Raw genomic sequence first — 13,657 nt, forward strand, 5'->3', positions numbered from 1 at the left:
ACTATTTTTCATCAACTAACACATGAATGTAAAACTTCTACAAATCAGGTGGAGTACGGGCAAAAACAGCCTTACTTACTTCACCACCGCGCTCTTCGCGATGCTGCTCATGGCCTTCAGTGGTTATGCGCAGACAGAAACGGATGCTTATACAGCAGCTGGTTTACCGGTTCCTACCGTAACATCTGATAAGGAAGACTATGCCCCAGGAGAAGTAGCCATCATCACAGGTACCGGCTGGACTTTGGATCAGCAGGTAGATGTTCATTTTGAAGAAACTCCTGCTTTCCATGCATAACATCAGCATGACTATCATGGCATATCTGTTGATGAAAAAGGCAACTGGACAATTAGATACCAGATAGAAGATCGGCATCTTGGTGTTGCATTTGATGTACATGTTGTTGGTAAGCAATCAGGTGCTAATGCGCATACTTACTTTACCGATGGTGCTGTTGTTTTCAAAGCAACGGGCTTTACTCCTGCTACTTCTATAACAGTTAGCGATATAAGCTATACTTATGTAACGGGTTCAAGTTGGAATAGACGAGAGCACTCTATAACAGAGTCAAAAACATTTACTGCTCCTTCTGGTTCTGCAAATACCTCATATTCTGTCAAAAATAATACCTCTATATCGTTTCGGTATCCAAATACAATTACGGTAGTTGACAATGGAGTGAACAAGACATATAAATTAGCTACCTCCGGTACTTACGGAATTTCTGCCTTTAGTACAAAAAATAATATTAACACTGATGTAAGGGTTGATTATAGTTCAGAAAGATGGTGGCTAACTTCTGGAGCTGACCCTGTAACTGTTACAGCTACTTATGTGCTTTCGTGTACTCCTTCTACGGCTTTCACTTCCGTGTCAGCAACACAGGCAGCCATCTGCCCAGGCGGCAGCAGCGAGCTGAGCGCTACAGGCGGCACTGTTGGTACAGGCGCAGTGACTAAGTGGTACACAAACGAAGCCGGCACCAATGCTCTTGCTTCTACTACTGTAAGCCCGACTGCCACTACTACCTACTATGTGCGTCGTGAGGGAACCTGCGGCAACACTGCCATGCAGAGCGTGACCGTGACGGTGAATACTGAGTCTACCCAGTTCACTTCCGTGTCAGCAACACAGGCAGCCATCTGCCCAGGCGGCAGCAGCGAGCTGAGCGCTACAGGCGGCACTGTTGGTACAGGCGCAGTGACTAAGTGGTACACAAACGAAGCCGGCACCAATGCTCTTGCTTCTACTACTGTAAGCCCGACTGCCACTACTACCTACTATGTGCGTCGTGAGGGAACCTGCGGCAACACTGCCATGCAGAGCGTGACCGTGACGGTGAATACCCCCGTAGCACTTGGAAACTTTACTTTCAAACAAAATGGAGCAATAGTTGCTGCACCTAACGTGAAAGTGGGCACTCCTTTAACAATTGAGATTCCCTACACAGGAACTTTGCCAGTAACTGCTTCCTTCACTCTTGAAGGCACAGGAGCAACAATTTTCATCAACGGCAATGCAATTTCAACTGCTAATGGAATGCTTTCCACTACATTTACATTCACTACAGCCCAAATAGGTGTTTATGCACTAACGGCAAATATTTCTAACTCATGTGGCCCAATCAGCAAACGTTATGAATATGTAGTAGCCTTTGAAGATGGCATGGTAACTGGTGGTGGCTGGATCAATTCACCAGTTGTTACAGAACTAGAATGTGGTACTTGTTCTTTTATGCGTGTAGGCGGTAAGGCAAACTTTGGCTTTGTAGCTAAAGCCCAAAAAGGCCAAACCATTCCTACCGGTAATACTGAGTTTCAATTCCAGGCAGGAAACTTGAATTTTAAAAGCACAGCTTATGAATGGTTAACAGTTTCTGGAACAAGAGCTCAATTTAAAGGCACAGGTTCTATCAACGGAGTAGGTAGCTACAAGTTTATGCTTACTGCCATTGATGATAACGTAAGTGGAGATCGTTTCAGAATCAGGATTACTGATTTGAATGATGTGACGGTGTATGACAATCAGGTAAATACTACTGATACAGACGGCTTAACTTCTGATAATACTCTTCTTGGTGGTGGCTCCATCGTTATTCACCAACTGAAGTCAACTTCAACCAAAGGTTTAGTTTCAGCAGGTACAGTTGCTCCTGAATCGTTTGAGACTACTAAATTCCAGAACTACCCTAACCCGTACAACGACAGAACAACGATTACTTTCTCTTCTGTGAAAGAGGAAAGCTTCGCGCTGGAAGTGTATGATGTGAAAGGTGCTTTGGTAAGAAAAGTAGACATGGGCGTGACAGAGGCTGGCAAAACTTACTCTTACGAGTTTGAAAGCCGTAACATGCCGGAGGGTATGTACTTTGCACGACTGATTACTCCTTCAGGTGTACAGACAATCAAAATGGTGCTGAAAAGATAGTACCAGGTCTTAAGCCTTATTAAAAGAGAAAGAGCCGGTGCCCGTAAGGGAGCCGGCTCTTTCTCTTTTAATAAGGCTGATTACGGAGCAAAAGCATCATTAACAATAAGTCATATTATGTATCTGATGTAGCAATAGTATTAAAGATTAGAAAAGATGCTCAATTGATGTACCTTTTTGTGAATGCTAAACTTATATAGTTTTAAGCTGCCTGATGAAACAGGATACTATAGCTTACATAGCATGTGTGAAAGAGATAACTTTTTCATTTTCAAGAGGTATAAGTGGAAAGAGGATGTTGGATAGTGGCTCTTTCTATGATAAATGCCACTTTAGGGTAGAACCATGATTGTTTGCAGATTTATATTACGAAAGCTTTTCGAGCTCATCTCTTAGCCGGTTTTCAGCTACTGCTATTGAAACAATGTGCTGCCGTTTTTGTATTAGTAGCATATTTTAAACGGGTATATTTTTATATATTCAAAAAACAGCTTTACTTTGTAGCATTCTACATGAGCGCAGATCTTACATATAGCCTTTCATCTTCTAAAGCAATACCTGTTGCTTCGGCTGCACATGTACGTTTCCATCACATCCATCATTCCTCGTAAGAGGAATAACACTATCATATTGCCCCCAGGGTTTGTGCCCGATATTGTTCTTTGCCGGAAGCAAAGGCACCTCATCCATTTTTCCATTTAGACATAAACAATATCTTGTATGCTACGATTAGCAATCCAGAAGTCCGGTAGGTTAAGCGAAGATTCGTTGAACCTTATCCGTGAATGTGGAATTTCTTTTGTTAATTCTTCTCTGAAGCTTAAAACAGAATCAACTAATTTCCCACTCGAAATTCTATACCTGCGCGATGATGACATACCCGGCTATGTGGCCGACGGTGTGGCCGACATCGGGATTGTAGGCGAAAACGTGCTGGTAGAGGAGGGGAAGCAGTCGCTGACGGTGGAAAAGCTCGGCTTCTCCAGGTGCCGTCTTTCCCTGGCTGTACCTAAAACGATGGAATATGATTCTATCCAGGACCTGAACGGGAAGAACATCGCAACGTCTTACCCAAACCTGCTGCAGGCTTACCTGCAGGAGCAGGGGGTGCAGGCAAACATCCATACCATCAGCGGTTCTGTGGAGATAGCCCCCAGCATTGGTCTGGCAGAAGCAATCTGTGATATAGTGAGCTCCGGTAGCACCCTTATCAGCAATGGCCTGAAAGAGGTTGAGCGGGTATTCAAATCAGAAGCTGCCCTTATCGCCAATGAAGACCTGAGCGAGGAGAAGCGTGAGATACTCGACAAGCTTTTGTTCCGGGTACATGCCGTGCAGCGCGCCCGCAAAAAGAAGTACATACTGCTGAATGCGCCGAATGAGAGTCTTGCTGAAATCAGGGCATTATTACCCAGCATCAAGTCGCCAACCATACTTCCGCTGGCGGAAGATGGGTGGAGCTCGTTACACTCCGTGGTAAATGAAGATGATTTTTGGGAAATCATCGAAAAGATAAAGGCAGCCGGCGCACAGGGAATATTGGTGATTCCAATCGAAAAGATGATTATATAAGCCATGCGCAAGATTATAAATCCGAAGAAGGAGCAATGGCTGGAGCTGGTGAAGCGGCCTACTAAAAACCTGGAGGAACTGGAGCAGGGCATACTGGAAACATTTAAACTGGTGAAGGAGCAGGGAGACGCTGCCTTACTGCAACTGGCCGAGAAGTACGATGACGTGAAACTGCAGGGGCTTTTAGCCACTGAAGAAGAATTTGCCGAGGCAGAGTCGAAGGTATCTGCTGAGCTGAAGGAGGCAATCCTTCAGGCTTACAGCAATATCCAGGTGTTTCATACACAGCAGGCAGAGCATGTAAAGCAAACAGAGACAATGCCGGGCGTTACCTGCTGGCGCAAGAGCGTGGCCATCGAAAAGGTAGGACTGTATATTCCCGGGGGCACTGCTCCCTTGTTCTCCACGTTACTTATGTTGGGTGTACCCGCACGGATAGCCGGGTGTAAGGAGCTGGTGCTATGTACACCTCCGGCAAAAGATGGCACAGTGCATCCTGCCATACTTTATACGGCTTCTGTACTGGGTGTGTACAGGGTGGTGAAAGCGGGTGGCGCACAGGCTGTTGCTGCTTTGGCCTTCGGTACGGAAACAGTACCTGCTGTTTACAAGATTTTCGGCCCAGGAAATCAGTACGTCACAGTTGCGAAGCAATTGGTGAGCAAGTCAGGAGTCGCCATTGATTTGCCTGCGGGCCCGTCGGAGGTGCTGGTGATGGCGGATGACTCTGCCAATCCTGCCTTTGTGGCTGCCGACCTGCTGTCGCAGGCAGAGCACGGGGCAGACTCGCAGGTGGTGTTGCTGACGAATTCTGAGAAGCTGCTGGACAAAGTAGAACAGGAGCTGGAAGCACAATTGGCGGTATTACCTCGAAAAGAATTCGCGCAGAAAGCACTGGATAACAGCCTCGGCATTTTGATGGAAAGCGTAGCGGAAATGATGGATTTCTCGAACCTGTACGCTCCTGAACACCTGATTTTGTCTATCCTCAACTTCGAGGAAGCCCTGGACAGCATTACCAACGCCGGCTCCGTATTCCTGGGGAACTATAGCCCGGAGTCTGCAGGCGACTATGCCTCCGGCACCAACCATACCCTGCCTACCAATGGCTATGCCCGTGCCTATAGTGGTGTGTCATTAGACAGCTTTGTGAAGAAAATCACTTTCCAGTACATTACACCGGAAGGCCTGCAGCAGATTGGCAGCACCATCGAAACGATGGCGGCGGCGGAAGGACTGGAGGCACACAAAAATGCAGTAAGTATAAGATTAAAGGAGGTAAACCGTGTTTAACCTGAACGATATAATCCGACCGAATGTGCAGAAGATGAAAGCCTACTCTTCGGCCCGTGACGAATTTAAAGGCGCTGCCAGTGTTTTTCTGGATGCAAATGAGAACAGCCTCGGCAGCCTTGCCGGCGAAAACTATAACCGCTACCCGGACCCGCATCAGAAGAAGCTGAAGGAGCGCATTGCTGAGTTGAAAGACGTGCATCCAAACCAGATATTCCTAGGCAACGGCAGCGACGAAGCCATAGATCTGCTGTTCCGGATGGTGTGCCGCCCCGGTGAGGATGCCATGCTGCACCTGCCACCTACCTATGGCATGTATGAGGTTTCGGCGAACCTGAATGATGTGGCCATGGAGGCTGTACAGCTGACGCCGGACTTCCAACTGCCGGTGGAGGAGTTGCTGGCACAGGTAAAATCTAATACCAAAATTATTTTTATCTGCACGCCGAATAACCCCACCGGTAATGCCATTGAAACTTCCAGTATAGAGGCGGTGCTACGCAATTTTAACGGCTTGGTAGTTTTAGATGAGGCTTATGTTGATTTTGGGGAAAGCCCAAGCTGGACCACCAGGCTAAATGAGTTTCCAAACCTGGTCGTGCTTCAAACATTTTCCAAAGCATGGGGAATGGCAGGTTTGCGCTTAGGACTGGCGTTTGCTTCTGCTGAAATCATCTCGGTGCTGGACAAGATAAAGCCGCCTTACAACATCAACGAGGCTACGCAGGAGCTGGCATTGGAAGCGCTTACGCGTACCGAAGCACTAAAGGACATGGTAGAGGAAATTGTGCAGGAGCGGACGCTGCTCATGCAAACCCTGCCTTCACTCAAGACGGTAGAGAAAGTATTTCCATCCGACGCTAACTTTATATTGGTGAAAGTAAAGGACCCCAATGGCCTGTACAAATACCTTTTAGGCGAAGGCATTGTGGTGCGCAACCGTTCCAGCCTGCCAGGCTGCGAAGGCTGCCTCCGTATTTCTGTGGGCACTCTGGAAGAAAACCAGCAGCTGATACAGGCAATTGCTGAGTTTGAATAAATTACAAAGAGCGTGTCAGGTATCACAAAAATAAAACCAAGTCGTGCTACCTGATACGTGCTAAGAACATTGAAAAGAAATGAAAAAAGCATTATTTATAGACCGTGACGGTACCATTCTGATAGAGCCGAAAACGGACTTTCAGGTAGACTCTTTCGAAAAATTTGCCTTTGTGCCGGGTTCCATCAGCAACATGGCGAAAATTTACCGTGAGCTGGATTATGAGTTCGTGATGGTGACAAACCAGGATGGTTTAGGAACTGACTCTTACCCGGAAGATACTTTCTGGCCATACCAGAACAAGATGCTGGAGATACTGGAGAGCGAGGGAATCAAATTTGATGACATCCTGATTGATAAAAGTTTCGAGCACGAGGGACTGGAGACGCGCAAGCCGGGCATCGGCATGATGAAGAAGTACCTGGCGGGACAATATGATTTGGCGAACAGCTACGTGATTGGTGATCGCCAGACGGACGTGAAATTGGCACAGAACTTAGGGGCAAAAGCCATCTTTATAGGTGATGCTTCCGCTGACGGAGCTGCCTTGAGCACAAATAACTGGGATGAGATCTATACTTTCCTCAAGCAGCCGTCAACACGTACAGCAGTTGTCAGGCGCAGCACTTCCGAAACAGATATCCTGGTAGAACTGAATCTGGAGGGTAGTGGCAAAAGCAGTTTAAAGACAGGCCTGGGCTTTTTTGACCATATGCTAGAGCAGGTGGCGAAGCACGGAAAACTGGATCTGACAGTTCAGGTAAAGGGCGACCTGCATATAGACGAACACCATACCATTGAAGATACCGGATTGGCACTAGGCGAAGCCTTCCTGCAGGCGCTGGGCGATAAGCGCGGCATCAGCCGCTATGGCTTCTTTCTGCTGCCTATGGATGATGTGCTGGCACAGGTAGCCATCGACTTCAGCGGCAGACCCTGGGCAGTATGGCAAGGAGAGTTCAAGCGTGAGAAAGTAGGGGATATGCCAACAGAAATGTTTTATCACTTCTTCAAGTCTTTCAGCGATACTTCCAGGTCAAACCTGAATGTGAAAGTGGAAGGGCAGAATGAGCATCATAAGATAGAGGCTATTTTTAAAGCGTTTGCCCGCGCCATCCGGATGGCTGTGGAGCGAAACCTCCAGGATACAACCATACCGAGTACAAAAGGCATCCTATAAAAGGAAAAATATTTAGCAGTGGAAGGGATAGTGAAAGCTATCCCTTCATTGTTTAACAGGTAGTGCGAAGCCAGTCCTTTGCCTCTTCTATGTCATCAAAAGTCTTGATATAATCCGGGGTTGGAGTATGTTTTATTGTTTTGTCTGTAGAAAGACGGCTCAGCATACTTGGGGAGTAGATCCAGGCAAAGCGCTGCAAACCGGCCTCTCTTAGCGCCGGGAACCAGAACTCTCCGCCCCATTTGGCAGCTCCGGACCACATGCCTTCCACGTATGTGTTGTCGTTCAGGATGTCCACTACCTTGTGTTCTTTGACCAGGCGCAGTATCTCCATGCAACCTGCCATTACATCATGATGGCTTACATATCCACGCCAGTTTACACACATACAGTCCTCATCATAGTTTAGCTCTATGAGAATAAAACTGTTCCGGTATAATATTTCGTTTCGCACTAACTTCATTTCACTTTTAGCTAAACACCTGATAAAAGAGGGATGCAAATCTAATACGTAAAATGTAATAACGCTACTAAATATATATTTTTTGTGATATTTAATGACCAGACTTAAGTTATATTAGAAGCAGTACAGGTAACAAGAGTAAGTAAAGAAAAGCTGTTTTTCATTCGCTTGATTTTCCGTTGTTTACAGTTGCTGCAGCCACACATAAAGTCCATGATTCTACTTAAGCAGGTACAGCTGCATCTCTAAAAATCCAAAAAAAATATTTTTCCAAATATTAATATGACTATTTCATGAGTTCGTTCTGTAGTGGTACACATACCTCTAATCTGATAGCACTGATATAAAATGACGGTGATATTAAATCAGGTGAATTGGCACTAATTATTAAGTAGAAAATTCCTAACTTTAAAAGGAATAGAATTTATGCAGTCTGCGTTGTTGCAACTAAATTACCTGCAGAAATATTATTTTTCTCTGTTCAGTGGAGTAATTCATTGATATAGAATAGTAGTGGCTTTAGGGTCTGTATTTTTAAATTGATTTGTTATTAATTTCCCTATCGCGAGGAAGAATGTCAGCATGAGGCGATTTGTTACTTTATTATCTTTATTGTTCTTTTTTAATGCCATTACTTTTGCACAGCATTCTGCTGTTACTGATGCGGCCTCAGCTGAAGTAGCTGCCGCAGCGGTTCATAAACTTTCCAAAGCCATTACCTTCCGGACTGCTTCCGATCTGAATGAAGAGGAAGTGAAGTATTCTGAATTTCTGGACCTGCACGCCTACCTGGAGGGGGCATTTCCTGCGCTACACCAACAACTGCAAAAGAAAGTGATCAACGGCTACAGCCTGCTTTATACCTGGCTTGGAACTGACCCTGACCTGCCGCCGGTATTGTTGGGCGCACACATGGATGTGGTACCTGTAGAGGAGGAGACGAAAGAAGACTGGCAGCAACAGCCTTATGCAGGTGTAGTAAAAGACGGCTACATCTGGGGCCGTGGCGCCATGGATGACAAATACCGCGTGATAGCCATTATGGAGGCTGTGGAGCAACTGCTGCAGCAGGGCTATCATCCTGAAAGAACCATTTATCTTGCTTTCGGACATGATGAAGAAGTAGGAGGTACTGCAGGTGCAGGCAAAATAAGCGAATACCTGCAGGAGCAGGAGGTGCGGCTGGAAGCTGTTTTTGATGAAGGCCTGGCCGTAGCGAAAAGTGTGCTGCCAGGCATAGACGAACCCATTGCGTTTATAGGCACAGCAGCCAAAGGAGGCATCAACCTGGAACTGAAGGTAAAAGGAGAGGGCGGTCATTCTTCTGCACCACCACGCGATACTCCCATATCTATTCTAAGTGCTGCCCTGAACCGTTTGTATGACAATCCTTTTGAAGCACGCATGATCCCGACAACAAAGGAAACGATGGAGTTGATGGCTGATAAAATGGGTGGCAAGTATAGGTTTGCCATGCGGCACTATGGGCTGTTCAAGGGAAAGGTGTTAAAGATGCTGGCGAAAGACAGAGCCACCGATGCGCTTATCCGCACGCAAATGACGCCTACGTTTTTGGAATCAGGTGATGCCTATAATGTGATGCCTCGCGTGGCTACTGCTGTCCTCAACATCCGGATTTTGAACGGAGAGGACCAGCATACCGTGCTGAAGCATGTAAAAAAGGCAATCAATGATGAACGGGTGCAGGTAGAGGTAAAGGGGGTTTACACTCCGCCATCACCTATCACTACCACAGATACCTGGACCTATGCTGCTCTGGAAAAAAGTATAAGATCGATTTTCCCTGATGTAGCACTTGTCGTACCCGCTCTTTTTCCAGGTTCTACAGATGCAAAACACTACACTTCCCTTACAAAAAACATTTACCGCTTTGCCCCACAGGTAGTGACCCGCGAAGATGCCCAGTTGGTGCATAATGTAGACGAGCGCCTGGGGGTGGAGGTATTTCTTAAAAGTATTGCCTTCTACAAGACCTTGGTTCGGAATACCTGTGGCGATTTGCCACTTCAGGTGGTGCTGCAGGAAGAGCCTATTCTTCTACCTGATGTGACAAATGATTAATAATCAATTATTCTATATACTGAGCATGAACTAGTCTCTTTCGAAGGGAGTTGGGGAACAAATGATTAACTGACTGTTTTACTTTCTAGCTAGTTCTGCCGTTGTTGGTGTTTTGACCAACAACCCCATCATCTGCAGTTTTCAAACTTATGATGCCGGTCTAACTTGCTCCTGCTTTCAAACCCTTTTCTAAGGAATAAATGAAAATTTGGAAAAGGTATAGAAGAAAAAAATATGGGCATTTGTTGGGAGTTATCGAATTTGCCTCTATTTTTGTGAAAGTGGAAGGGAAGAACATCCTTTACTGTTAAAAAAGAAAATATAAGTGAATCAGAATTTACATACTGCATGGTGGTGGCACGTTGAAAAACAGAACGTGAACAGCCTTGCTATATGATAGATGAAGAGATGATATAGCACACGATACTAAAAAAGCCCGCTGTTCACCTGAATAGCGGGCTTTTTGTTTGTTACCTTGAATAGAACGATGAAGAATTTCAAAATCAATACCACCTACAAGCGCATGCTTGCTGATACACTGACACCTGTTAGTGTGTACCTGAAACTACGCGACCGCTTCCCTAACAGCATCCTGCTGGAAAGCTCCGACTACCACGGTGCCGAGAATAGCTTTTCCTATATCTGCTGCAGCCCGATGGCCAGCATCAAGGCAGAAAACGAGGTGCTAACGGAAACTTTTCCTGACGGCAGCATCTGCCACACCAATATCACACGTGAAGTAAATGTGCCGGAGCAGCTGGCTTCTTTCGCCGGGAGTTTTGATATTGAAGAGCATAACAACTTCAGCTTCATCCATAATGGGTTGTTTGGCTATATAAACTATGATGCAGTCCGCTACTTCGAGGACATAGAACTAAACCTTCGCCCGGACCGGCAGGAGATTCCGGATCTATACTACGCCGTGTACCGGCATATCATCGCCATCAACCACTTCACCAACGAAGCTTTTATTTTTGCCCACAACTATAACCAGGGCAGCGACGATGGCATTTCGCAGCTGGAGGCCCTGCTGAACAGCCGCAATATCCCAAGCTATACCTTTAAACCTGTCGGTGAGGAAGAGCATAACATCAGCGGCAATGACTTCTTGAAGAACATTGAAAAGGCAAAGCAGCATTGTTTTCGTGGAGACGTGTTTCAACTAGTGCTTTCCCGCCGCTTTGCGCAGGCTTTTCAGGGCGATGAGTTTAATGTATACCGCGCGCTCCGTTCTGTTAACCCGTCGCCTTACCTGTTTTACTTTGATTATGGCAGCTTCAAAATCTTCGGTTCTTCGCCGGAGGCACAGCTGGTGATAAAAGACAAAAAAGCCAGCATATTCCCGATTGCCGGCACCTTCAGAAGAACAGGTGATGATGCCGCTGACGCCGCACTGGCCGAGAAACTCCTGGCTGACCCGAAAGAGAACGCAGAGCACGTGATGCTGGTGGACCTGGCGCGCAACGACATCAGCCGCAACGGCCATAGTGTAAAGGTGGAGACGTTCCGTGAAATACAGTTCTATTCCCATGTCATTCACCTGGTGTCAAAGGTATCGGGAGAACTGAACAAGCAGGAAGACTCGCTGCCGATGATTGCCAGCACCTTTCCGGCAGGTACACTCTCCGGGGCTCCCAAGCACATGGCCATGCAACTCATCGACCGCTATGAAACAACCAACCGTGCCTTTTATGGCGGCTGCATTGGCTTCTTGGACTTCAACGGGAATTTTAACTCTGCCATTATGATTCGCTCCTTTTTAAGCAAAGACTATAAATTATATTACCAGGCCGGTGCAGGCATTGTGGCCGCTTCTAACCCGGATAGCGAGCTGCAGGAGGTAGACAACAAACTGATGGCACTGCGCCGTGCCCTTCAATTAGCCCAGGAAATTAATTGATATGGAAGTTCTTGTTATAGATAACTACGATTCGTTCACTTACAACCTCGTGCACCTGCTGCAGGAGTTGGGCGCACAGGTAACGGTGCGGAGAAACGATAAAATTACACTGGAAGAAGTAGGGAAATTCCAGAAAATCATGCTCTCGCCTGGTCCGGGCATCCCGGATGAGGCAGGCATACTGAAAGATGTTATCCGCACTTACGGTTCAAACAGGAGCCTGTTCGGCGTGTGCCTCGGGCATCAAGCCATTGGAGAGGTGTATGGCGGCAAGTTGTTTAACAGCAATGAAGTATGGCACGGAGTAGCCACCCCGGTGCATGTGGTAAGCGAGGACGAGCCGCTTTTCAAAGATATTCCACAGCAGTTTGGAACAGGCCGTTATCACTCGTGGTTAGTGGAAGAAGAGATGCCGGAGTGCCTTGTGCCAACAGCCGTAGACGAGGCTGGTCGCATCATGGCGCTGCGCCACCGGGAGCACGATGTACGCGGTGTACAGTTCCACCCGGAGTCGGTGCTGACAGAGCACGGGAAGAAGATCATTAAGAACTGGCTGGAAAGCTAGAATAGACTTTTGATTTTAGACATTAGATGCTAGAGTAAGACCATTTTGAGAAATTGAGATATACGGTTTATTTCATAGAATCGAAAATCCAAAGTCTAGCGTCTGAAATCTTCAAAACTATGAAAGAAATACTCAATCACTTATTCGAGCATAAGACGCTCACCAAAGAGCAGGCACATGAAGTGCTGGTGAATGTTACCGCCGGTAAGTATAACCAGAACCAAATCGCCAGCTTCCTGACCGTGTTTATGATGCGGAGCATTACGGTAGATGAACTGGAAGGCTTCCGGAACGCCCTGCTGGACCTATGCCAACGCGTTGATTTGGATGCGTATAGTCCTATAGACTTGTGCGGTACGGGTGGTGATGGCAAGGATACCTTTAACATCAGTACGCTTTCATCTTTTGTGGTGGCAGCTGCCGGTGTACATGTAGCCAAGCATGGAAACTATGGCGTCTCCTCTTCCTGCGGTTCTTCAAATGTGTTGGAGGCGCTGGGCATTAAATTTACAACAGATACCGATGCGCTGGAGCGAAGCATCGACAAGTATAACATTTGTTTCCTGCACGCCCCCTTGTTTCACCCTGCCATGAAAAGCGTGGGGCCAATCCGCAGGGAGTTAGGCGTTAAAACATTTTTCAATATGCTTGGCCCTATGGTGAATCCAGCTTTCCCAAAGCGCCAGATGGTAGGGGTGTTCAGTTTGGAACTTGCCCGCATGTACGGTTATCTGTATCAGCAGCAACCTGATGTACACTATAGCATCATCCATACGCTGGATGGCTATGATGAAATTTCCCTGACCAGCCCTTTCAAGGTCATTTCTGATAATAAAGAATCTTTGTATGATGCCGAGACGCTGGGGCTGCCAAAGCTGCAGCACGGGCAAATCAAAGGCGGAGAGGACGTAGCCGGGTCAGCAAAACTATTCTTACAGGTGCTACAGGGTGCCGGCACGGAGGCACAGACAGCGGTGGTGGCAGCCAATGCCGGTATGGCGTTGCAGACGGCCAGACCAGAGCTGGCAACAAAAGATGCTGTAGCAATTGCGCATGAAACACTTGTCTCAGGCAGGTCTTATGACCTGTTTAACAGGCTTATAAACGATAAAGCAGTAGTGGCTGTAGGTTAAGC

The 13,657-nt window shown here is 46.8% G+C and carries 11 protein-coding genes; 10 read left to right on the top strand and 1 reads right to left on the bottom strand.

Translation table 11 applies throughout. The features are described 5' to 3' along the window. Positions 1–22: 22 nt before the first annotated feature. From ACFS7Z_RS01175 to hisB, 6 genes are all read left to right on the top strand, one after another. Positions 23–298, top strand: a complete 276-nt coding sequence (locus ACFS7Z_RS01175; RefSeq protein WP_377479615.1) for a hypothetical protein — start codon at positions 23–25, stop codon at positions 296–298. Between the two features lie 573 nt (positions 299–871). Further along, positions 872–2,428 (top strand): Ig-like domain-containing protein, encoded by a 1,557-nt coding sequence (locus ACFS7Z_RS01180; protein ID WP_377479618.1) that lies wholly within the window; start codon positions 872–874, stop codon positions 2,426–2,428. 711 nt (positions 2,429–3,139) lie between these two features. Then, a complete protein-coding gene (gene hisG / locus ACFS7Z_RS01185; protein ID WP_377480639.1) occupies positions 3,140–4,000 on the top strand; it encodes an ATP phosphoribosyltransferase in 861 nt (286 codons plus the stop codon). 3 nt (positions 4,001–4,003) lie between these two features. After that, complete coding sequence (gene hisD, locus ACFS7Z_RS01190) at positions 4,004–5,293, top strand: histidinol dehydrogenase (protein WP_377479621.1); 1,290 nt, start codon at positions 4,004–4,006, stop codon at positions 5,291–5,293. Next, the gene (hisC, locus tag ACFS7Z_RS01195) at positions 5,286–6,332 is read left to right on the top strand and encodes a histidinol-phosphate transaminase (RefSeq protein ID WP_377479624.1); all 1,047 of its coding nucleotides are present in this window, start codon (positions 5,286–5,288) and stop codon (positions 6,330–6,332) included. Before hisD ends, hisC begins: the two co-directional genes overlap by 8 nt. Positions 6,333–6,411: 79 nt before the next feature. Beyond that, on the top strand, positions 6,412–7,512 hold the full coding sequence (gene hisB, locus ACFS7Z_RS01200) for a bifunctional histidinol-phosphatase/imidazoleglycerol-phosphate dehydratase HisB (protein ID WP_377479626.1): 1,101 nt from the start codon (positions 6,412–6,414) through the stop codon (positions 7,510–7,512). 52 nt (positions 7,513–7,564) lie between these two features. Here hisB and ACFS7Z_RS01205 read toward each other — a convergent pair whose 3' ends face one another. Further along, complete coding sequence (locus tag ACFS7Z_RS01205; protein ID WP_377479629.1) at positions 7,565–7,975, bottom strand: SpoIIAA family protein; 411 nt, start codon at positions 7,973–7,975, stop codon at positions 7,565–7,567. A 582-nt stretch (positions 7,976–8,557) separates the two neighbouring features. On the opposite strand from ACFS7Z_RS01205, the gene ACFS7Z_RS01210 reads away from it, so the two are divergent. From ACFS7Z_RS01210 to trpD, 4 genes are all read left to right on the top strand, one after another. Beyond that, a complete protein-coding gene (locus ACFS7Z_RS01210) occupies positions 8,558–10,057 on the top strand; it encodes a M20/M25/M40 family metallo-hydrolase (protein WP_377479632.1) in 1,500 nt (499 codons plus the stop codon). 487 nt (positions 10,058–10,544) lie between these two features. Continuing rightward, positions 10,545–11,957: an anthranilate synthase component I family protein gene (locus ACFS7Z_RS01215; RefSeq protein WP_377479636.1), complete on the top strand. Its 1,413-nt coding sequence runs from the start codon at positions 10,545–10,547 to the stop codon at positions 11,955–11,957. 1 nt (position 11,958) lies between these two features. Next, a complete protein-coding gene (locus ACFS7Z_RS01220) occupies positions 11,959–12,522 on the top strand; it encodes an anthranilate synthase component II (RefSeq protein WP_377479639.1) in 564 nt (187 codons plus the stop codon). 119 nt (positions 12,523–12,641) lie between these two features. Next, a complete protein-coding gene (gene trpD / locus ACFS7Z_RS01225; protein WP_377479642.1) occupies positions 12,642–13,655 on the top strand; it encodes an anthranilate phosphoribosyltransferase in 1,014 nt (337 codons plus the stop codon). Positions 13,656–13,657: the final 2 nt, after the last annotated feature.

It is taken from the genome of Pontibacter toksunensis (assembly GCF_042686245.1).
In the GTDB taxonomy this organism is placed as follows: Bacteria; Bacteroidota; Bacteroidia; order Cytophagales; family Hymenobacteraceae; genus Pontibacter; species Pontibacter toksunensis.